Annotated in this window: 15 protein-coding genes; 6 read left to right on the top strand and 9 right to left on the bottom strand. The window is 66.1% G+C overall.

Features of this window, described 5'->3' with window-relative positions; all coding sequences use genetic code 11:
• The first annotated feature begins 91 nt into the window (after positions 1-91).
• The 3 genes from ACFK0J_RS15575 (at position 92) to ACFK0J_RS15565 (ending at position 1,914) form a co-directional block, all read left to right on the top strand.
• On the top strand, positions 92-508 hold the full coding sequence (locus ACFK0J_RS15575; RefSeq protein ID WP_378740781.1) for a hypothetical protein: 417 nt from the start codon (positions 92-94) through the stop codon (positions 506-508).
• Entirely contained in the window at positions 505-1,299 is a 795-nt protein-coding gene (locus ACFK0J_RS15570) for an SDR family NAD(P)-dependent oxidoreductase (RefSeq protein WP_378740779.1), read from the top strand. The genes ACFK0J_RS15575 and ACFK0J_RS15570 overlap by 4 nt, the downstream gene beginning before the upstream one ends.
• A gap of 201 nt (positions 1,300-1,500) precedes the next feature.
• Positions 1,501-1,914 (top strand): hypothetical protein, encoded by a 414-nt coding sequence (locus tag ACFK0J_RS15565; RefSeq protein WP_378740777.1) that lies wholly within the window; start codon positions 1,501-1,503, stop codon positions 1,912-1,914.
• Here the strand turns inward: ACFK0J_RS15565 and ACFK0J_RS15560 are convergent.
• The 5 genes from ACFK0J_RS15560 to ACFK0J_RS15540 all read right to left on the bottom strand — a co-directional run bounded on the left by ACFK0J_RS15560 (position 1,911) and on the right by ACFK0J_RS15540 (position 6,782).
• Positions 1,911-2,147, bottom strand: a complete 237-nt coding sequence (locus tag ACFK0J_RS15560; RefSeq protein WP_378740775.1) for a hypothetical protein — start codon at positions 2,145-2,147, stop codon at positions 1,911-1,913. The genes ACFK0J_RS15565 and ACFK0J_RS15560 overlap by 4 nt on opposite strands.
• Positions 2,120-2,473, bottom strand: coding sequence for a hypothetical protein (locus ACFK0J_RS15555; protein WP_378740773.1), 354 nt, complete (start codon positions 2,471-2,473; stop codon positions 2,120-2,122). The genes ACFK0J_RS15560 and ACFK0J_RS15555 overlap by 28 nt, the downstream gene beginning before the upstream one ends.
• Before the next feature lie 159 nt (positions 2,474-2,632).
• A complete protein-coding gene (locus ACFK0J_RS15550) occupies positions 2,633-2,785 on the bottom strand; it encodes a hypothetical protein (RefSeq protein WP_246634557.1) in 153 nt (50 codons plus the stop codon).
• 351 nt (positions 2,786-3,136) lie between these two features.
• Positions 3,137-4,270, bottom strand: a complete 1,134-nt coding sequence (locus ACFK0J_RS15545; protein ID WP_378740770.1) for an esterase/lipase family protein — start codon at positions 4,268-4,270, stop codon at positions 3,137-3,139.
• 280 nt (positions 4,271-4,550) lie between these two features.
• Complete coding sequence (locus ACFK0J_RS15540; protein WP_378740767.1) at positions 4,551-6,782, bottom strand: MMPL family transporter; 2,232 nt, start codon at positions 6,780-6,782, stop codon at positions 4,551-4,553.
• Between the two features lie 381 nt (positions 6,783-7,163).
• Between ACFK0J_RS15540 and ACFK0J_RS15535 the strand changes: the two genes are divergently transcribed.
• Positions 7,164-13,517, top strand: a complete 6,354-nt coding sequence (locus tag ACFK0J_RS15535; RefSeq protein WP_378740765.1) for a type I polyketide synthase — start codon at positions 7,164-7,166, stop codon at positions 13,515-13,517.
• The gene (locus ACFK0J_RS15530) at positions 13,514-14,908 is read left to right on the top strand and encodes a condensation domain-containing protein (protein WP_378740763.1); all 1,395 of its coding nucleotides are present in this window, start codon (positions 13,514-13,516) and stop codon (positions 14,906-14,908) included. Before ACFK0J_RS15535 ends, ACFK0J_RS15530 begins: the two co-directional genes overlap by 4 nt.
• On the opposite strand, the gene ACFK0J_RS15525 is transcribed toward ACFK0J_RS15530, so the two are convergent.
• The gene (locus ACFK0J_RS15525) at positions 14,905-15,585 is read right to left on the bottom strand and encodes a hypothetical protein (RefSeq protein ID WP_378740761.1); all 681 of its coding nucleotides are present in this window, start codon (positions 15,583-15,585) and stop codon (positions 14,905-14,907) included. The two genes, ACFK0J_RS15530 and ACFK0J_RS15525, sit on opposite strands and share 4 nt — an antisense overlap.
• Before the next feature lie 155 nt (positions 15,586-15,740).
• The gene (locus ACFK0J_RS15520; RefSeq protein ID WP_378740759.1) at positions 15,741-16,817 is read right to left on the bottom strand and encodes an alpha/beta hydrolase; all 1,077 of its coding nucleotides are present in this window, start codon (positions 16,815-16,817) and stop codon (positions 15,741-15,743) included.
• 286 nt (positions 16,818-17,103) lie between these two features.
• On the opposite strand from ACFK0J_RS15520, the gene ACFK0J_RS15515 reads away from it, so the two are divergent.
• On the top strand, positions 17,104-19,209 hold the full coding sequence (locus tag ACFK0J_RS15515) for an AMP-binding protein (RefSeq protein WP_378742855.1): 2,106 nt from the start codon (positions 17,104-17,106) through the stop codon (positions 19,207-19,209).
• On the opposite strand, the gene ACFK0J_RS15510 is transcribed toward ACFK0J_RS15515, so the two are convergent.
• Together ACFK0J_RS15510 and ACFK0J_RS15505 are read right to left on the bottom strand one after the other, a co-directional pair.
• Complete coding sequence (locus ACFK0J_RS15510; RefSeq protein WP_378740756.1) at positions 19,202-20,623, bottom strand: MFS transporter; 1,422 nt, start codon at positions 20,621-20,623, stop codon at positions 19,202-19,204. The two genes, ACFK0J_RS15515 and ACFK0J_RS15510, sit on opposite strands and share 8 nt — an antisense overlap.
• A gap of 175 nt (positions 20,624-20,798) precedes the next feature.
• Entirely contained in the window at positions 20,799-21,821 is a 1,023-nt protein-coding gene (locus ACFK0J_RS15505; protein ID WP_378740754.1) for an alpha/beta hydrolase, read from the bottom strand.
• Positions 21,822-22,105: the final 284 nt, after the last annotated feature.

The raw sequence follows: 22,105 nt of genomic DNA, 5'->3' as shown, positions 1-22,105 counted from the left end.
GAACTCCCAGTCCCCGCGCTTTGCCATGCCGACGTGCTCGCCGATCGATGAGCCAGTTCACCCGATCCGTCATCCCCGAAAGGAGGCCGCCATGGATCGCAGGACCTACGACACATACGTCTCGCTCTACAACTCCGGTGACTACCGCACTGTCGTCGACACCTATTACGCCGACGATGTCAGTTTCGTCATCTACGGCAAGACAGTGACCCACGGTGCCGCCGACACGCTCCGATGGCTGACCGAAATCCACGACGGCGTCACCGAAACCCTGCTCATCGACGAAGTGATCAACGAGGGCGACAACAGCCTGTGGGTGCGGGCGCGCGAAAAGATGGAATGCGTCCACGACACCGACAAACTCGCGACCGGTCCGATGCACGCCGGAGACGTCCGCATCGCGCCGTTGGACGCGCACTACCTCATCCGGGACGGCAAATTCAGTCGTATCTCCCTCGAGCGAGGCGCGGGTCCGGTCGAGGTGTCGCTCGCTGCGGAGCACGGATGAGCAGGCTGGCGAGCAAAGTCGCCTTGATCACCGGCGCGGGCACCGGAATCGGGGCCGCGACGGCCCGCCGCTTCGCCGCCGAGGGTGCGCGGGTACTGCTGGTGGGCCGACGCCGCGAACCACTGGAGACCGTGGCCGCGGAGCTGTCCGGCGACGCTGTGGTCATCTCCGCCGACGCAGCCGACGATGCGGCCATGGCCGCGGCCGTCGACACTGCGACGCAACAGTTCGGCAGGCTCGACATCGTTGTCGCCAACGCGGGCACCGGCGGCGGCGACACTGTCGGCGAAACGTCCCGCGCCGACTGGGACGAAGCCCTGCGCCTCAACGTCACCACCTGCTACAGCACCGTGCGCCCCGCTCTGCCCGCTTTGCGCGCAACCCGCGGCTCGGTGATCATCGTGGGATCGATAGCGGGACTCAGTGCCCCGGCCGACCGTGCCGGATACGTCACCGGCAAGCACGCATTGATCGGGCTGACCCGATCCCTGGCCGTCGACTACGGGCCGCAGGGCATCCGAGTCAACGCCATCTGCCCCGGCCAGATCCGAACACCTATGTCCGACAACATGATCAGCCATCTCATGCACAGCCGCGACCTCGACGACAGCGCTGCCAGGCAATTCGCCACCCGCTACATCCCCCTGGGCCGTCAAGGCGAACCGGAAGAGATCGCGGGCGTGTGCTTGTTCCTCGCCTCCGCCGACTCCACCTACCTCACCGGGTCGGTTCTCGTCGCAGACGGCGGCGTCAGCATCGTCGACCCGGGCTCCCTGGACCTGCACCGATGAAGGCCCGCATTGGGCGGCTGGGCACCGGTTCTCACCACGGTCTTGTTCTCGCTGGTCGGCATGGGCGTTCGTATCGGGTGATCTTCACATTCCCGGGCTACTGGTTCGCCTGGCGATACAAAGACATCTTGCCAATGACGTTGGTCCAGATGCATTTCCGGCCGTCATTCGGTTGTCGGACCGAGATGGGATGCTTCGGAAATGATCCTTTGGAACCTACTCGCCATCGACGGCGCTCTGCGGGCGAGCTGGGCTGCTGACACCTGCTCAGCGGATGACCTTGCTCGTGCCGACTGGCAGCCCGGTAATCCTTCGTATGGTCACTGCGACATCACCGCCTTTATCGTCAACGACATCTTCGGCGGTGACCTGATGGTCGGTGAGGTGTGGCTCGGCGGGGAACAACATGGATTTCACTGGTGGAATCGGTTGTCGAGCGGTATCGAACTCGATTTGACTCGTGAGCAGTTTCAGCTCAACCAGACAGTGGCAGCGGCCCGCGTTGTCGAACGCCCGCCGGGCCCGACGCGCCACCGGTGGAGTGAGTATCTCCTGTTGCGCGAGCGCGTGATCGATCGTCTCGGTCCCCTGCCGGAGCCTGTCATGCGCGCCTAAGCGTGCAACCCAACGGCTTTCATGGCCAGGGTGCGCTCGAGCACGAATTCGATGTTGTCGAGGCCGTTTCCGGCGATTCGGAAGAGTGCGGGGCGCAGTTCGGCGCAGCGGGGTTCCGCGTTGTGGACGTCGCGACACATCTTTTCGGCCATGGCGGAATCCGCGGGTGTGACGAACAGTTCGTCGGGGCAGTGGACGGCGACGATCAGCTCCTGCGAGCCGGTGTTGTCCACGACCCATTCGTGGAAGCCGGGGAGCAGGATGGCAGAGCCGCCCTGGAAGCGATACCCCACCCGTCCGGCGCGGGGCGCTCGAACATGTGGGACATTTCGATCTCGCCGAAGGTCTGCTCGATGAACAAGGCGTCGGCCGGCGACGGCTGCCACTCGGTGAACAATTCGGTCACCTGCTCGGGCCGGAGGTCGTGGTCCGCAACCAGTTCCCGCCACGCCTGCTTCACCGCGAAGTCGTCCCGCGTCCGCACCGTCGTGGTGAAACCGTCGTCGGGATTCGGACCCAACGCGAAAACGACGACGCTTTCACTGCGGTCGATCATCATGCAACTCTCCGCTCCGATATTCCTTGTGGCACTGCCCACTTCAGCACAGGTGCCCGGCCGCCCCCGATTTCAGGGGCGGTGCTACAAGGTTGCCCAGTCCGCCCATGCCTCGTCACGAAGCACGGGCCGGTGCACGCACCCGATCCGCGGCCGTATGGGCTACGCCGGGGCGCTGTTCGTTGCGGCGAACACCAGGAACATCACGAAGATCGACAGCATGCCGAGGGCGCCACCGACTACCGCATCGCGGGGATTGGTGGCCAAACCCTTGTCGGCACGGACAAAACCGATCCATCCACAAGTCAGCGCCACTACGGCAGTCGGGGCAGCGACCAGCTCCCCAACGATCGGAACGAACGCGAAAACGACGGAAACAATCCCAGCCACCAACGCAACAACGCCGACACCGTTGCGCGGCTCCCACCGTGGTGACCGGCTCGAGGCCAATCTGCGGCTCCTTCCGTCAGGTCGTGTCGGCACAGTATCGGATGCCGCTGCGGGAACGGCAGCAAAATAGCTAGTTCACCCCTGAGTCCCTGCCGCCCCGGGTGTCGAACATGGGTGCCGATCCGGACCGCCGCTGACCGTACCTGGCTGCGGACGGAGCCCGCCTGACGGCTCGGCTGTTCGGAGCCGTCAGGCGGGACCCTGGGTCGAGGATGATCAGAGGCGGCCGCCACCGCCGATCAGCCACGGGTTGGGTTGACAGGCGAGGGTCGGGTTCTTCGCCGGGTCAAGAGCTTTGAGCGCAATCGACAGGGCCCGCGGCGAGTACATCATGGTGAGGTGGTCGGACAGGTCGATCTCGCAGCCGTCCTGCAGGGTGATGTTGTTCACCGTCGCTCCGGGACCGGCTTTCAGGAAGGTCGAGTCGTGGGGGGTGGTTACTTCGTCATATCTGGTGGCAACGATAGTGTAGGTAATGCCGGACACGGTGTCTCCGTTGGCATTGAGTTTGGTCACGAAATCCGAGCCGATGGTTTGTTGAATTCCCGATTTTCCGACAATAAGGGAAATCGGCCCGAGGACATCGATCCCGAAGTTGTTGATCGCCCGGCCGAGCGTTGCGATCCCGAGGAGGGTTGTACCGTGGTGGGTGGCGCCATAGGTGATCAAGTTCTTGACCTTCGCCGCGCCGCCTTCGTACTTGGTGTACCAGTTGGCCATCGATCCGCCTTGTGACCAGCCGATGATGTCGACCTGCTGAGCACCGGTGGCGGAGAGCACCCGATCGATGAAGGTAGCCAGTTGCTTGGCCGAGGTTGGAATGTCGCCGGTACCATAGGCTCCCGGCAATGCTGAACCAACACCCCCGCCCTGTAGAAGGTTGGATCGGCCGTAATTGAAGGTGAACCCGCAGAAGCCGGCGTCTTTGATGGGCTTGCTCATGAATGCGAACGAGTCGTAGGCATTCGCCCAGGTTCCGTGCACCAGTACGACGGGGCGCGGTTGGTCCGCGGTGGGTTTGCAGCTCCAGTCGTTGGTGCCGGGGGGTGCCGCATCCGGGTTGGCCAAGCTGTAGCCGAATGCCGCTAGAAACGCCGACATCTGCGGGCCGGACCCGACGGTGTCGGAGGCGTAGCTGCCAGAGTCGGTGTCGACGATCGGCTTCGCCGACTGATTCTTCAGACCAGAGGTGATGGAGCTGGCGAGCTGTTGTTGCGGGTCGCCGGACGCTGGAGCTGAGGTAGATGGAGTAGGGGTTGTCGTGGGATCCGCGCCGGCATCGGTCATTCCGATGACAAGCGCGAGTGCGCCTGCGAAAAGCCCTGAACACAGCCGGGTAGTGATTTTCATTTTGCCTCATTACAGAAGTGTTCTCGGTAATGTGCTCGGCGCTCAGCGCCGAAGCGTGCAAACGCTAACGCCGACGAGTACGAGAAGACTTCTGCTCTGCGTGGATACTGAACGATTCACAACTTTCTCGAAATTCGTTTAGGAAGAATCGGTACGATCTCCAGAGTTTCGAGCGACGATCGCAGCCGGTGGCGGCGCCCTCAGCGGCGACCGCACCCGAGCATGCCGTTTCAGCGCAAGCGCTTTTCGCCCGGTTGGGGAGATTGCAGCCAGCTGGAGCTCAGGAATCCCACTTGTCCGTATACACCGAAGAACTCCCCGCCTTGGTGAGTAGCACTACCCGCGCATCGCCGGTAATCGGCTCGCGGTCAACGACTTTCCGATGGACGCGGCGCATCCAGGCGGGTGCCCACCAGCACGCGTCGCCGAGCAGTTTCATCGTCGCGGGGACGAGCAGTAGGCGCAGCACCGTCGCGTCGATGAACAGTGCCGTGACCATCCCGAGGGCGATGTATTGCATCATCACCAGATCGGAGAGCGCGAATACACCGGTTACCACGATCAAGATCAGGGCGGCGGCGGTGATGATCCGGCCGGTGCGGGCGACACCGATGCGGACCGCGTCGGTGGTGCACACCCCCGCCCGGTGCGCCTCGACGATGCGGGCGAGCAGGAACACCTCGTAGTCGGTGGACAGGCCGTAGATCACCGAAATGATGAGCATCAATACCAACGGCATGATCGGCTGGGGTGTGAAGCCCAGTAGGTCCGCGCCGTGTCCTTCGACGAATATCCAGGTCAGAACGCCGATGGTGGCCCCGAGCCCGAGTAGGTTCAACGCCGCCGCTTTGAGCGGCAACACCAGCGAGCCGAAGGTCAGCACCAGCAGCGCGGTCGTTGCGATGAACACCAGCGTGAGCATCAGCGGTAGCCGGTCGAGCAACGCGTCGATGCTGTCGCGCTGTGCGGCGGGTTGACCACCGACCAGCAGCGTCGTCCCGTTGGGCAACTCCATGGAGCGCAGGTAGTCGATGGCCGCGTCCGCGTTGTCCGAGCCGGCCAGCACGGTGTCGGTGGTGTAGACAAAGGGGTCCGCCGGGCCCTGCATCGGTGCGGGGAACGGTGCTGCCAGACCTGGCGCCTGATTCGCGCGCGTCACCACCGTATCGATGTCCGAGCTACGGTAGGTGACCATGACCAGGTGGATCGGATCGATCCGGCGCAACGGGAAGATTTCATCGAAGTGCTGCTGCGCCAATCGAGTCGGGTCCGCCGGGGGCAGGAAGCGCTCGGTGATGCCGCCGAATACCAAGTGCTGTACCGGCGCGATGAGCAACAGCAGCCCGGCGCACACCGGGATCGCCACGGCGAGTGGCCGTTTCATCACCGCCGCGGCGATGCGACCCCAGAAGTTGTGCGGCACATCGTCGGCGGGCCTGGTCTTTCGGAACCAGTCGAATCCCCATGCGTCCACCCGGTGGCCGAGTACCGCGAGCAGCCCGGGCAACAGCGTGATCGCGGTCAGTGCCGCCAGTGTGACGGTGACCATCGCGCCATAGGCGAACGACTTCAGGAAGCCCTGTGGGAACAGCAGAATGCCGCCCGCGGCGGCGACCACGATGGTCGCCGAGAACACCACTGTCCGTCCGGCGGTCGTCACCGCCCGCCGGACCGCCACCGCGACCTCGTGGCCGTCGGCGAGTTCGTCTCGGAATCGGCTCACGATGAACAGCCCGTAGTCGATGGCCAGTCCCAGTCCGATCATCGAAACTACCGGTGAGACAAACGAATTCACTTCCGTGACGGTGGTGATGCCGCGAATGACCCCCCACGCGGCGAGCACGGTCAGTCCGCCCACGATCAGCGGAAGAGCCGCGGCGACGACACCGCCGAAGAGGAAGAACAGCAGCACAGCGACGACCGGGATGGCGACCAGTTCCATCCGCCGCTGATCGTGCACCATGGTGTCGTTGAGCGCGCCGGCGACCGCCTGCCCACCGGCGACCTCCATATCGATGCCCGGGATGTCGAAGCGGTCCGCGACTTTGCCGAAGTTGCGCATCAGCTCGGTGTCGTCGCCACCCTGCACGGCGACGGACGCGAACGCGTGCTTACGATCAGCGGAGCCGAAGAGATCCGGTAGCGTCAGGCCGGTTTCGGTCGGCCAGTAGGTGCCGTTGATCTTCGCGATTTCGTTCGGAAAGCGCCGTGGCAGGTCGTTCAGGCTGTCGACGACCACGTCGGCGAACGCCGGATCGTCGATCGTTTTTCCGGGGGGCGCGTGGAACAGCAGTATCACGTCTCCGCTGTGGTCCCGGCCGAACACCTCATCGCGCAACCGCGCCGCCTGCGCCGATTCCGACGTCGGGTCGTCCCAGCCGCGAGAACTCAATTCGTCGCCGAGGCCGAGCCCATACGCACCCAGTGCCAGCATTGCGAACACGACCACACCGATCACCGCGAACCGCCGCCGGACGACAACATCTGCCCACTGCGTGAAATCGGCGAACAACCGCCGCCTCCCTAATACGTGCGTGAATGCTCGACTCTCGGTGGCGCCGGGCGAATTGCCTGGAACGTATCAAGGGATATCACGATGCGCACGAGGAAGTTCGACGATTCCGACAGTGCACAATTCTATGGACATCCTCACTGTGACCTGTACCTATCGCCCGGGCAGATACCGGATCACCGTCGCGAAGGGACGTAAAGCGCCCTGAATTAGGTCATTTCACAAACGATCGGGCTCGATTTTTCAGCGATCTCCAGAATGTCCTGGCCCGCGTCTCGCCGTCGATATACTCGAGCCCGGTTTGTCTACCGTGCTGGACTTTGTTATACGTCTCGCCGTTTTGCCCGGCGATGACGGATGGCCGTATTCGGAAGGACCTACGTGTCGGATATCGCTATTGTTGGTATCGGTTGTCGATACGCGGGCGGAATCGATTCGCCCGACACGTTCTGGGAATTCGTCCTCGACAAACGGGACGGCGTGGTCGAGATTCCGCCGGATCGGTGGGATTACCGCCGATACTACGATCCCGACACCCGTACCCCCGGCCGCAGCTACACCAAGCACGGCGCGTTCATGACGATCGATCCCTGGGAGTTCGACCCGGACTTCTTCGGCATCTCGGCTCGCGAGGCGACCGTGCTCGATCCACAGCAACGCCTGCTGCTCGAGGTGACCTGGGAGGCGCTCGACGACGCGGGCATAGCGGGCCGCACCGCCGGTGCGCCGGTCGGTGTGTACGTCGGCGGATTCGTGGTGGACCAGTCGGTGATCGGCGTGGTGGGCCCGGCGCTGTTCCACACCGACATGCACACTCCGGCCAGCGCGTCCTACACCATGCTGTCCAACCGAATCGCCTACGCGCTCAACCTGACCGGCCCAGCGATCACCGTCGACACGGCGTGCTCGTCGTCGCTGGTCGCCTTCCACCTGGCCTGCCAGGCACTCGACAACGACGACTGCCGAGTGGCGCTGGCCGGCGGAGTGAACGTCATGTTGCAGCCCGAGACATTCGTGCTGATGTGCAAGGGCAGCTTCCTCGCCGCCGACGGCCGATGCAAATCCTTCGACGCCGCCGCCGACGGCTACGGCCGTGGCGAGGGTGCGGGCATGGTGGTGCTGAAGAAGCTCGACGACGCGGTGCGCGACGGTGACCGCGTCTACGCCGTGGTCAAGGCCACCGGCGCCAACCAGGACGGGCGCACCACGGCGATCACCGTGCCGAACGCCGATTCGCAAGAGGCACTGGCCCGCACCGTGTGCGCCCGCGCCGGTTTGACACCGGACGCGATCACCTACGTGGAGGCGCACGGCACCGGCACCCTCGTCGGGGATCCGGTCGAATTGCGCGCACTCGGCCGCGCCTTCGGCGCACCGGCCGGACGCACGCGCCCCCTCGGCGTCGGTTCGGTCAAGGCGACACTCGGTCATACCGAGGCCGCGGCCGGAATCGCAAGCGTGATCAAGGCGGCGTTGGCAATTCGGCACCGGGTGATTCCGCCGCAGGGCTGGCTCGACAAGCCCAATCCGGATATTCCCTTCGACGAGCTCGGCCTGCGGATCCAGGTGGACGCCGAACCGCTGCCCCCGCACGCGGATCCGATGACGATCGCGGTCAACGGCTTCGGCTACGGCGGCACCAACGCCCACGCGATCCTGCAGGAGTACCGCACGCAACCGACGGGCCGGACCACCGAATCGGCGCGGCACTTCGGGATCCTGCCCATTTCCGCGCGCAGCACCGGCGCCGCCCGAGCTATCGCCGGTCGCTTCGCCGATCTGATCAGCGCGGGCGCCAGCCCTGACCAGCTGGCCGAGGCGGCGTGGACGCGGCTCGCACACCACCAGTACCGCACGGGCGTACTGGTCGGCGACACCGAGGACGTGCTCCGGGATCTGCGGCACTTCGCGGCGGGCGAGGGTCGTGACGCGGTGCGCACGGTCGCGGCCCGCAACGACGAGCCGGTCTTCGTCTTCTCCGGCATGGGGCCGCAGTGGTGGGGTATGGCGCGCGAATTGCTCGGTGCCGAGGGCGTATTCGCCGAAACCGCGGCAAAGATCGATGCCGAGTTCAGCAAGCTCTCGGACTGGTCGATCATCGACGCGCTCCTGCAGTCCGAGGCGGAGTCGCGCGTGCCGAGCACCGAGGTGGCCCAACCGGCCAACTTCCTCGTCCAGGTGGCGTTGGTGAGTGAGCTTGCCCAGTACGGGATCACCCCCGCCGCGGTCGTCGGCCACAGCGTTGGCGAGGTGTCGGCGGCGTATGTCAGCGGGATGCTGTCGCTGCGCGAGGCGGTGCGGGTCGCCTACCATCGAGCCAGGTTGCAGGCGACCACTGCCGGATCGGGCGGGATGCTCGCCGTCGGGTTGCCACTCGACCGGGCCCGCGAACTCATCGCGGACGACCCGCGTGTCGATATCGCGGCGATCAACAGCGCGAGTTCCCTCACTCTGTCCGGCGATCCGGATCGGCTGGACGAGATCGCCGAAAAGCTCACCGAGGACGCCGCCTTCGCTCGCAGGCTGCGGGTGGAGGTGCCGTATCACAGCCGGTTGATGGACCCGATCCTGGACGAACTGCGCGCCGAACTGGCGGACCTGTCCCCCCGGTCCCCGACGGTGCCGTTGTATTCCACGGTCACCGGCGAACTCGTCACCGAGGCCGACTGGGATGCCGAATACTGGTGCGCGAATGTTCGCCGGCCGGTGCGCTTCTTCGATGCCGTGACGAAGGCCATCGGTGCGGGCAGCCGGGTGTTCCTGGAAATCGGCCCACACCCGGTGCTGTCGGGCAACATTCGCGAGGCGCTGGTGGACGCGGACGTGCACGGCACCACGGTGGCGACGCTGGACCGCAAAGAGCCCGACTCCGCGAGTATCCGTCGCACGCTGATCGGTCTCTACAGCGCCGGTGTGCTCGCGCCGGAACAGCTCTTCCCGGCAGGCGGCCCGGTCAGCGCACATGTGCCGCTCCCCCGCTACCCGTGGCAGCGGACGCGATTGCACGCGACCCTGCCGCTGTTCGAGCAGGCCCGGCTCGGCACCCCGGACAGCTACGCCATGCTCGGTGATCCGGACGTGGAGGGCAAAGCGGACTGGCTACTGCAAGTCGGTACCGAACTGCTGCCCTGGTTGGCCGATCACGTGGTCAACGGAATCCGGATCATGCCGGGTGCGGCCTATCTGGACGCCGCCCTCAGCGCGACGGCGACTCGCCTCGGTGTCAAACGCGTTGCGCTGGAGCAGGTTCGCTTCGTCGCGCCACTGATCATGGCCGCCCCGGATGTGCCGCTCATGGCACTGAGCATCGAGGAGTCCAGCGGCCGCTTCCTGATCAGATCCCGCAATGCGACCGGATCGGCGTGGACCGTCCACGCATTCGGGCGCACCCTGACCGGCAGCCACCTGCCGTCGAAGGCAACGGTGCCCACCATCGAGGTCGGCGTCGATATCGACCCGGAGATGTTCTACACCGGCCTGACCGCCGCCGGCCTGCAGTACGGCCCCGCCTTCCGGCGGGTTACCTCGATGCGGGTCGGCAGGGATACGGCGGTGGCCACGGTCGACGGCACGATCGCCACGGACTCAGGTCATCTCGCGCATCCCGCGGTGGTGGACGCGGCCATGCAGACCGCGGCACTGCTGTTCGCCGACGAGCGGATCAACGAAGGCATCATGGTGCCCGTCGGAGTGGCGGCGGTTCGACTGCTCGCGCCGATTCCCGAGCAGGCCACGGTGGTCGCTCGCCGCGATCCCAGGGCCCGGCTGCGCGCCGACGTCGACCTGCTGGACGCCGAGGACAACCTGGTGCTGCGGTTGACCGGCCTGCAGATCGGCGCGCTGAAACCCGGCGACGATCCACTGCATCGGATGGCCGAGTTCTATTACCGCGAAACCATGCGGCAGCGCGACCCGGTCGACCCGGCCGCCCTGCCCGACACCGGCTCGGCCGCCATGGTCGTCGTCGCGCTCGGAAAGAGCAGTCGCGCCGAACAATTGGCGGCGGCGATCCCGAACGCACGGCAGTACCTCGCCGATTCGGCATCGAACCTGGAAGCGGAGCTGGTCGAAACCCTGCGACAGGCCCGAACGGAGGAAACCGCCCGGCTCCATGTGTGCGTGGTGGCCGGTGCCGATTCCGACGATCTCGCGGATCTGTGGACCCTGAAGCGGATCGCCGTCGCGGTACACGAATTCGCCAACCCGCGCACGGACGAACAGACGCCGCAGACGGTCTTCGGCGACGGCTCCGTGCACGTCACCCTGATCACCGAGCGGGCATTCACCTTGCCGGACAGCACGATCGCGCCGGACTCCCGCCAGTCCGCGCTGGCCGGGGCGCGGCGAGTGCTGTTGAACGAGCAGACACCGTTGCGGTGGCGCCTGATCGATGTGGACGCCGACACCGACATCGCCGATCTGGTCACGGAATTGGCTGTGCCGGGTGCGTTTTCGTACGACAACTGCGACGAAGTGCTGCTGCGCGACGGCCAGCGCTGGGCACCCGAGGTGACCAAGCCGCTGCCTGAGCGTCTTGCGGTGCACGACACCGCCGAGCCGCTGACCGACCCCGAGGCCAACTTCGAACTCGAACTTCCCAGAACGCGGTTGCTGTCGGCGCTGGCCTGGCGGCAGTGCCCGCGCCGAGAACCGGGCCACGGTCAGGTCGAAGTCCGCATGCAGGTGATCGGGCTGAATTACAAGGATCCACTCAAGGTGATCGGCCTACTCGGTGAAAGAGAGTTGGCACCAACCTATTTCGGCACCGTACCGGGCATGGAGGGCGTGGGTACGGTCGTGCGGGTCGGTGCCGGAGTCGAGGGTGTCGCAGTCGGGGACCTGGTGGCGGTCGCGGCCAAGGGCATGATGCGCCGTTACGCCATCATCGACCGGCAGCTGGTGATTCCGCTGCCCGCCGACACCGATCCCGGCTATTGCACCAGCGCAATCGCTTTCGCCACGGCCGAATACGCGCTGCTGGAACTGGCGCGGCTGGGCCCGGGCGAGACCGTGCTCATCCACGGCGCCGCAGGCGGCGTCGGCACTGCCGCTATTCAGGTGGCCAAGGCGCGGGGGGCGCGGATCATCGGCACAGCCAGTTCCGATGAGCGACGACAGCACATCCTTGCGCTCGGCGCGGACCACGCGATCAACTCGCGTTCGCTCGACTTCGTCGACGACGTGCTCGCCTTGACCGATGGTGTCGGCGCCGAGGTCGTGTTGAGCAGCGCCCCTGGCGAGATTCTGCGCCAAAACTTCAACGCGGTCGCGGAATTCGGGCGCATCGTCGAGGTCGGCAAGGCCGACATCTACACCGGCGGGCTGCTGGAGCTGGCCAATTTCGACAAGAACGTGGCCTATTACTCGATGGATCTGGACCGGTTGGTCGCCATCCGTCCGGAGCGGCTGGCCAGCCTGCTGCAACGGGTGTACGAGAACGTGCTGGCCGGGGTCTACCGGCCGCTGCCGTACAAGATGTTCGAAACCCAGGACGTAGGAACCGCTTTCGAGGAGGTCATCCGCTCCACGGGGCTCGCCCGGATCGCGCTGCGCATCGACGCACCCGAGCCGCCCGTCCGGCCCTATCTGCCCGACATCGAGATTCGCGACGGCGCAACCTATCTCATCACCGGCGGGTTCGGCGGTTTCGGCATGGCCACCGGCCGTTGGCTGGTCCTGCGCGGCGCGCGTCGACTGGTGCTACTCGGCCGCAGCGGTGCGACCACCGAGGAGGCACGGCGCCAGCTCGAGGCATGGCGCACCATCGGCGTCGAGGTGATCGAGGAGCTGGTCGATGTGACCGACGCCGACGCGGTCGCCGATGTCGTAGCCCGGGCACACCGCGCCGAACACCCGCTGCGCGGCGTGTTCCATGCGGCGGGCTCGGTGGCCGACAACCGCATCGAGCTCATGGAGCACGAACAGTTGGCGAAGGTGTACCGGCCGAAGGTCCACGGTGCACGCGCAGTGCACCGCGCGATCACCGAGGCTGGCATCCGGCTGGACATGTTCGTGCTGTACTCCTCCGGTGGCTCGATGTACGGCATCTACGGCCAGTACAACTACTGCGCGGCCAACCTCGCGGTCGAGGCACTGGCCGAGGAGTGGGCCAGGGCGGGCGAGCGAGCGCTGTGCATCGGGTGGGGACATCTGTCCGGGGCGACGGGCGGGATGGCCGCCGACGCGACGGCCACCAAATACCTCGACCTGGTCGGCTTCGGGCCGATCGACATGGCCGACGCCACCGCGTATCTGGAGCAAACACTGCGCTTGGCGGACACCCGGGCGGCGATCATCCCTACCGACTGGGCCAAACTCACCGGCACCTTCCCGCAACTGACCCGCACCGGCCGGACGATCGAGCTGGCCAAGGCCGCCGCGAAGGACACCTCCGAGCTCGCCCGGCTGCGCGCTGAGCTGGTCGAACTCGACGACACCAAGCGCGGGCCGTTCATCGCTCGCAAAATGGCGGCGGAACTGGCCGTCGTGATGGGCGTCCCGGTGGATTCGATCGATATGACAGTTCCGGTGCCCGAACTCGGACTGGATTCCCTGATGGCAGTGGAACTCGGCGCCCGGGTCACCAAGACTCTCGGCATCGATCTGATGTCATTGCAGATGGGCCGATCATTCAGCCTGGAACAGGCCGGTCCGAAGGTTGCCGAACTCGTGCTCGCCGCCGAAGCCGGGCGGCCGCAGCCGCTGCCCGAACCGGCGGGGGCGGCGGCGCCGTGATCGACCTCGGGCTGATCGATGAATGGAACCCGGCGCCCGGTCGGCTGGTGACCTGGGTGGCCGCACCGGAATCGGTTGCGCGCGCGGCCGAGGCACCCGTACATCCCGCACCACCGTCGCATCAGCAGGAGGAATACCTCCGGCTCGCCGATCGGCACGCCGGGGCCGACTTCCGTTACTCGGGTCTGTGCCTGGTAACTGTCGAGATACCCATGGGCGACCTCGATCGAGACGCGATGACGCGCAGCATCAACGCCTTCCTGCTACGCCACGACACCTTCCGGACCTGGTTCGCCATCGGCCCCGGCGGGACGATCCGGCGGCACCTGGTACCCGAAGAGGTAGTCGAATTCGTTCCGATCGACTACGGCGAGCTCGATGACGCGGAAGCCATCCGGGAGCACGTGCAGAAGACGACTCCCGGTCCCTTCCAATGGGATTGCTTCTCCTTCGGTGCGATCGAGCACGGTGACGCGACCACGGTCTACCTCGCGGTGGACCATCTGCACACCGACGGGCTCGGGCAATACCTGTCCTGTTCCGACCTGGCCTACCTGTATGCGCGCGAAGCCTGGAACGTCGGCGACATGCTGGAACCCGCTGCCAGCTACCTCGACTACTGCACCGCGGAACGCGAATACACCGCGCGGTTGACCCTCGCCTCGCCGGGAGTCCGGAAATGGCTGGAGTTGATCCGCGGCAACGATGGCGAATTACCGCGCTTTCCTTTGGATCTCGGCAAACGCACGGATGGATACAATCGCAGCGCACACCGCAGCATCACGTTGCTCGCCGAGGCCGACGCTCGCCGATTCGAACAAGTGTGCCGGGCCAACGGCGCCGAATTCGTCGGCGGCATCTTCGCCGCGGCGGCGCTGGCCGAAGCCGAACTCACCGGCAGCGACTACTACTTCGGCATGACACCGCTCAGCACCCGTACCTCGGCCGCGGAACGAGCCTCGGTGGGTTGGTATGTCACCCTCGTCCCAGTGGCCTTCCCGATCGCGGCAACCACCTTCGCCCGCGCCGTGACAATCGCGCAGCGGGCCTACGAGAACGGTATCCGGCTCGCGCCCACGTCATTTCATCGCGTGCTGGAGCTGTTGCCTGCCGATACCGACATCCACATCCAGCCGGGTTGGGCGACGCCGATGATCTCGTATGTGGACGCGCGCGACTTCGCCGGGCACGAGTTCTTCGACCTGGTGCACGGCGGCATCTTCGCCAATCGCGCTGCGTCCGAGGAAGTCCTCGTGTGGATCAACCGCATGCCGTCGGAAACGTCGCTGAGCGTCATCTTCCCCGATACACCGGTGGCGCACGAATCCGTTCAGCGCTATATCCACGCGCTGCGGCGGATGTTCGAAGCGGTGGCCGCTCAGCCGGGCTAGGCGACCAACTCCATCAGCCCGCGCGGTGCGGCGCCCGGCTCGGTCGGAAAGCTGAACCGCAACAGCCGATGTGGCGGCTCCGCCTCGAAGTGCGCGATGGAGGACGGAATGAAGCCGCCGATCATCTTGTCCAGCAACGTGTTCACATGCGCGAAGCCCGGCCGCAGCTGCACCGGCCAGCTGGTCACCCGCCCCGCGGGTACGTCGACGCTCGTCTGCTTCTGCACCCGCGCCGCCACCGGCCAGTGCACCGAGAAGGCCAGCCACAGATCGAGGGAGGTCTCGGCTCCTTCGAAGAAATCCAGCCCACGCAGCAATGTCAGACCCCCGATGAACGGCACCACGTTCGACGGGAACGGTCCGACACCGCTGCCGAATTGCAGATGCGTGGTGTCGAGAAAATGCGCTTCCTCGCGCGATACCACAGTGTGCTGTGAACGCGTTTCGGCCAGATAATCCGCCGCGCGTAGCCAGCCACCGACCCGGCTGAATCGCTGCTCGATCGTGATCGTCGGATTCCCGTCGCTCGCCCGCAGTTCGACCGTCGAGTGGTAGTCGTGCTCCGCGCGGGTCACCACACTTGTCACTTCGAACGCCTGCGGCTGATCCGCGACGCCGACGGCGTAAATGGACTTCTCGCCGTCGGGAATCCCGGGATCTCGGAACGCAGTGCGCACATTTCCTCCTGTTGGCCGGTGACCGATTGCCCGTTGGTGAAAGTTATTCAAATCGCTCACGGTGCGGCGGTACGCGTGAAATCACGATCTCTACTACTACTCACAAAATCTCATTACGCGAAGATGGTCACGGCACAAGACAACGCCTCGCGACCTCAGTCGCCGAGCGCCGCGCGCAGCAACGGCCAGGAGTTGTGCAGGTCTTGCTGCCAATACCCCCAGGAATGCGTGCCGGTTGGCCGCGAGTCGAACGTTGCGGGAATATCCAACTCCCGCAACCGGTCTCGTAGCTGCGCCGTACACGCCGCGGTAATGGCGTCCAGCATTCCGCCGATGGTCAGCTGGTCCAGGAGCTTCACCGGATTCGCGTTGATCCCGGGACCGTCCAAGGTATCGAGCGGACCGGGCTGCCCGGTGCCGCTCGATACATAGATGGTCGTGCCGCGCAGGCGACCCGCGTGCAGATAGGGATCGTTGGCGGCCCACGCCGGATCGGTGGGCGGGCCCCACATGTTCACCGGGTTGCCGTGCTGAGCGATCACCATGGCGTCGACCATCGCTTGTCCGGACGGGTCACTGGTGCGCACGCAGCCGCTATAGGAACCGATCGCGCGATAGCGCCCGGGCGCGGCCAGGGCGAGCCGAAACACCGCGGAGCTCGCCATCGACGGCCCCGCAATGGCATTCGCCCCGGTACCGCGAAACGCGGAGTCGATGACGACAGACAGTTCGGCAGTGAGAAAAGTGGTCCACTGCTGTCTGCCGAGCACCGGATCGTCGGACCGCCAATCGGCGAAAAGAGTGCCGCCACCGCCGACCGGCATCACCACCGTGACTTGCTGATCAGCGAAGAAGCGCTCGGCGTCGGTCTTGGTGAACCAATTTCCGCCGTCCCGCCAATTTCCGGTGTCGGTGCCGCCGTCGATCCCGTTGAGCAGGTACAGGGTCGGCGCCGGCTTCGAAACATCGGCTGCCGGAAGAACTGCCACCGACACGCTGCGTCCCATCGCGGCGGAGTACACCGTCAGGTCGAGTACCCGTCCCGGCCCTTGCGCCGCGCCGATCAGCCGCGACCCGTTCGGTGACTGGCGTGCCGACGCGGACACCCGCTCCGCGATCGGGGCGTCCGAGTCGGCGAAGGCGACCCCGCCCGAGCACATCAGAACCGCGGCACCGATCAGCGCGGCCACCCGCACACCGCGACCGCTTCCCTGTCGGTCCGCGACGCCCATACACACCTCCGAGCACAACCACGGGTATCCGCCGACCGTAGGTCGTGACCAACGCTCCATATCGGAATCCCGTTGTGATTTGGGTGGATTCACATCCCGGTCAGGTCCGGAATTGGGCAGCGCACACAATGTAGGAGTGCAGGTGAGCAACACCGCCGTTCCGTCTCATACTGGGATCGATTGCAGGTTGCCGGTCCGCTGAAGTATCGGCCAGATGGGTGACCGGTGGATCGGGGGCACCCGCCGGCCCCGAGCTGTTCGAACCGGCCGACGAGAAGTGCATGAATTGGTTACCGACGTCATCGATGTGGGCGCGAATTTCGCGGTTGCCCGTAAAGCACTGTGGGATCTGCTGCTCGAACCGCAGACCTACCCACGATTGTTCGCCGGAATCGGCGCCTGCGAGCACGTGGATTCCCGCGCGGACACCCGAATTGTGCAGGTGCGCATCGGCACCGCCGAATCCGGGATTCGCACGTATCAGCTTCGGCTCACCGTGCGGCGCTGGTATGAAAGCTTCGAGGTGCAGTGCCCGGGTACCGGTAGCTTCGTCTCGGTCCGCCTGCGTGGCGACGAGGATTGCACCAAGATCGTCGTCACCGTGTTCGCGCCGGGTCGGTTGCATCCGCTGATCGTCGACCAGTCCAACGCCGCCGTGGTGTCGTGGGTAAACAGTGGATTGCGGCGCGCGGTCGATGTCATCCGTGGCGCACGGACCTCCACGGTGATCAATGCCGAGAATTCCCCACTGCGGCGGCAGGTCAGCGTGGCCAAACAGATGATCACCGTCGGCGTCGGGCGCACCACGAACCTTGCGACCGGCGTCAAACAGGCGCGCTCCCTTGCGAAATGGGGATTCAATCTGGCGGGCGGCTACGCGGCGGCGGCCGCGCACGCACCGGATCGGATCGCCATCATCGACGAGGCCGGCACCCGCACCTTCGCCGAGATGCACGCGCGGACGAACGCGCTGGCCGGTGCGCTGGCCGGGCTCGACCTCGGCTTCGGCGATACGGTGGGTCTGCTCTCCCGCAACCACGCCGGAATGGTCGAATGCATGGTCGCTGCGGGGAAACTCGGCGTCGACGTGGCGCTGTTGAATGTGGGGCTGTCCGGTCGGCAGATCGAGGACATCGTGCAGCGCCACCGGCTCGCCGCGCTGTTCGTCGACGGCGACCTCGAGCAACTGGTCCGGTATCTGCACACCGACCTGCCACGCTTCAACACCGACGGCCGCCCGCCGGTGCCGCACCGGATCACTATCGACGATCTGATCGCGAAGGGAGAGCGGCCCTTTCGCCTGCCGAACCGGGCGGGCAGGCTGATCGTGCTGACCTCCGGTACCAGCGGCACACCGAAGGGCGCCCGGCGCCCGGAGCCCAAGGGCTTCGGCACCATCGCGGCCCTGCTGTCGCGGATCCCGCTCTCGATGGCGGAGCCGATGCTCATCCCGGCGCCGCTCTTTCACACCTGGGGCCTGGCCGGTCTCCAGATCAGTACGCCGCTCCGCGCGACGGTGGTCCTGCCGGAGCGTTTCGACGCCGAGGACTGTCTGCGGCTCGTCGCCGAACACCGGGTCGCCAGCATGATCGTCGTGCCGACGATGGTGCACAGGATCCTCGATCTGCCCACCGCGGTACGTGCTCGCTACGACACGTCGAGCCTGCGCGCCGTGGTCAGCTGCGGCGCCCCGCTGGCCGCGGCGACGGTGCTGCGATTCATGGATGTCTACGGCGATATCCTCTACAACGTCTACGGTTCCACCGAGGTCTCCTGGGCCACCATCGCCACCCCCGACGATCTGCGGACCGCACCGACCACCGCGGGCAGACCACCGCTGGGCACTAGAGTCGCGGTGCTCGGACCGGAGCAGCGCCCGGTTCCGATCGGTGTCACCGGGCGCATCTTCGTCGGCAACCACATGCTGTTCGACGGCTACGTGAACTGGGCGCCGCCCGCGGAAGCCGACGGGATGCTCGACACCGGCGACCTCGGGTATCTCGATGTCGCAGGGCGACTGTTCATTGCGGGGCGCGATGACGAGATGATCATCTCCGGAGGCGAAAACGTCTTTCCACGCCCGGTCGAAGAGGCCCTCGCTCACCTGCCGCAGGTCAGCGAGGTTGCCGTGGTCGGCGTCCCGGATCAGGAATTCGGCCAGCGCCTCGCCGCGTTCGTGGTGAAACGCGAAGGCGCGGGCCTGGATTCGGACATGATCCGGGCCTACATTCGCAACCGGTTGAGCCGCTTCTCGGTTCCGCGCGACGTCACCTTCCTCCCCAGGTTGCCGCGCGGCGAAACCGGCAAGATCATCAAGCGGCTGCTCATCGGATCGGAGCCGGGCGAATCGCCGATGCCGTCCGCGCTGGGCGGTCCGCATGTGATCACGTGAGCTTCTTCGCCGGGTCCGGCAGCGCGAGCGTCGGCAGCGCCATGGCAATGGCGCCGATCGCGATGGCGAGCAGCATGACGACGCTGCCGCCCAGGGTGTGGGCGCGGAAGAACACCACACTCAACAGCGCAAGGCCGACCGCATTGCCGATCTGCTCGATGGTGGGCAATTGGCCGGACGCCTCGGCCATCTGGCGCTCGCGCAGCCCCGCTAGCATCAGCGGTTGTAATTGCACGCCGAACAGGCCGACCCCGAGGCCCGCGAGGAAGACCGGCCCGAGGGCCAGTGCGAGATCAACCTGCCCGTTCGTCAGCTGCAGATAGACCGCGCCCACGGCCACCCAGCCGCCGTACATTGCGATGCCGAGCGCGAGTACCTTTACCCCCCAACGCTTTACCAGGAATGGCGAGGCGAGCGCACCCGCACCCGCACCGAGCGCGAACGGTGTCATCGCCACCCCGGTGCGCAGCGGGGTGAAGTGCAGTTCGTCCTGCAGGGTGATCGATACGGTGAAGACGAACGCGGTGAAGAGGCCGAAGAAGCTCGCCACCAGTGCGGCGCCGATGGCGAAGCCGCGATTGGCGAACAGGTCCAAGCGCGCCAGCGGGCTGCCACCACGCCGTGTCAATCTGCGCTCGTATCCGATGAAAACCGCACCTAGCGCGAGCGCCGCGACGATCACCCCGAAAGGCCCTGGCCGCCAACCGTTCTGCTGGATATCCGCGAGCGCGGCGAGCAGCGCGAACAGGCTCACGGTGGACAGCGCCACGCCGCCGAGGTCGAGTCGGTCGCGTTCCGGCGGCTTGCCCAGGCGCAGGTATCGGAAGCCGAGGGCGAAGGCAAGGATGCCGATCGGCAGGTTCATCAGGAAGACCGAATGCCAACCGAGCCCGGCGATATCGGCCGTGACGAGCGCCCCGCCGACTATCGGCCCGAGCATTCCGGCGAATCCCGCGGTCGCCCCGTACAGCGCGAACACCAGCTGATGGCGGCTGGGTGGGAAACTCGCGATGAGGATGGCAATGGTCTGCGCGGCCATGCCCGCGCCCGCCGCCCCCTGGAAGATCCGGGCTATCACCAGTTCTGTTGCACTGGTGGAGATTCCGCACCATACCGACACCGCGGTGAAGGCGACCACCGACACCAGGAATACGACGCGACGACCCAGGATCGCACCGATCCTAGCCGCGGTGAGCAGGGTGCACGCGAAGGCCAGTGAGTAGCCGGACACCACCAGCAGCTGCTGGGACGGCGAGGCTGCCAGGTCGGCGGTGAGATTCGGCAGCGCGGTATTCACGATGGTCACATCGATCATCTGCATGAATACCGCAATGAGACATCCGGTGAACGCGAGCCAAGGGCCGAATCCGTCTTCGGTCCGCACACCTGGCAGGCGGGCGCCGATCTCCGTCACGCGCGCACCTCCCCCGGCACGTCGTGCGCGCCGTCGCGGCGGTCGACCTCGAATTCCTGGCCCGAGTCCGGTAGATCGGCAGCGCATGGGTAGCCGACGATGGCACTATCCGACATCTGAATTCTCCCAACAACACAGCGGGCTGTCGCGTGGCTCGTGCACGCACCGAGTACATTCACCGATTCAGTGCGGCGCTGAAGATCGGCCAGGAGTTGTGCAGATCCTGCTGCCAATATCCCCACGAATGGGTGCCGGTCGCCCGCAAGTCGACCGTCGCGGGAATATTCAACTCCCGCAACCGATCCCGTAGCTGCCGCGTACACACGTTCGCGATGGCCTCGAGCGGGGCGCCGAACAACAACTGGTAGGTCAGCTGCAGCAGATCACCGCGGACACCCTCGGGGGTATCGAGCGGTCCCGGTCGTCCACTGCCGCTGGCCACGTATATGGCCGTGCCACGGAGCTTCTCGGCGTGCAGATACGGATCGTTGGCGGCCCATGCCGGATCGCTCGGCGGGCCCCACATGTTCGCCGGGTTGCCCTGCTGGCTGGCGACGACGGCGTTGACCACGGCCTGACCGCGCACGTCGCTGGTGCGCACACAGCCGCTGTACGAACCGATCGCGCGATAGACCCCGGGCGCGGTCAACGCCAGCTGGAAAACCGCGGTTCCCGCCATCGAGATTCCCGCGATCGCATTGGCGCCCGTCGTCTTCAGCGTGGCATCGATGATCGGGGGCAACTCGCGGGTGAGGAAGGTGGCCCAGCGCTGCCTGCCGAGCGCCGGGTCATCGGTGCGCCAATCGGTGAAGTAGCTGCCCTCGCCGCCGAACGGAATGACGACGTTGACCTGCTTGTCGGCGAAGAACTCGGCGACATCGGTCGCGTCGGCCCAGTTGCGATCGGCGCCGCCGTCCGCGCCGTTGAGCAGATACAGCGTCGGCGCGGGTATCGAATCGTCCGGTGCGCGAAGCACCTTGACAGCGACGGGTTTCCGCATCAGCGCGGAGTAGACGCTCATATCGATGCCCGACCGCCCCTCGGTGACGGTCAGCACATGCGAGCCGTCCGGGGCCGACACCTGCTCCGGCGTCGCCGGTTCGGCCCGCGCGGTGCCCGTCAGCATCGCACCCACCAGAACCGCTGTAGCGAACCGCGCGGCAGTAACCGCCGCACCACGGGTAATGTGATCGCCCACGCGGCACCTCCGGCCCCTTCGTGCACTCCTCCGATGAGCGCCGACGCTAGCCCGCGGCCACCGACCCGAACCAGCATTCCCGAATTCCTTGGGATACCTGACCGACCCGACCCCGGCCCACCTGGTGCCGGTCACAACCGCCGCCGGACGCCGCACTGAGCGGCGTCGTTCCGACCTGGCCCCGGCCGCCCCGCCATCAAAACGACCACCACCACACCCCATTCCCCCACCAGACCCGAGACCCTCCGCCGAGCGGGACATGGCTGCGGCGACACGCCGGTGCG

Origin of the sequence: Nocardia brasiliensis, from assembly GCF_042691675.1 — a bacterium.
Lineage (GTDB): Bacteria > Actinomycetota > Actinomycetes > Mycobacteriales > Mycobacteriaceae > Nocardia > Nocardia brasiliensis_D.
Note: the sequence above shows the minus strand (reverse complement) of the source record. Positions and strands in the feature narration are given on the sequence as shown.

Bases quoted from the DNA above. Each gene is read 5' to 3' on its own strand.
- ACFK0J_RS15575 (WP_378740781.1), top strand. From the start codon at position 92: ATGGATCGCAGGACCTACGACACATACGTCTCGCTCTACAACTCCGGT.
- ACFK0J_RS15520 (WP_378740759.1), bottom strand. From the start codon at position 16,817: ATGGGCGTCGCGGACCGACAGGGAAGCGGTCGCGGTGTGCGGGTGGCC.
- ACFK0J_RS15570 (WP_378740779.1), top strand. From the start codon at position 505: ATGAGCAGGCTGGCGAGCAAAGTCGCCTTGATCACCGGCGCGGGCACC.
- ACFK0J_RS15545 (WP_378740770.1), bottom strand. From the start codon at position 4,270: ATGAAAATCACTACCCGGCTGTGTTCAGGGCTTTTCGCAGGCGCACTC.
- ACFK0J_RS15565 (WP_378740777.1), top strand. From the start codon at position 1,501: ATGATCCTTTGGAACCTACTCGCCATCGACGGCGCTCTGCGGGCGAGC.
- ACFK0J_RS15555 (WP_378740773.1), bottom strand. From the start codon at position 2,473: ATGATGATCGACCGCAGTGAAAGCGTCGTCGTTTTCGCGTTGGGTCCG.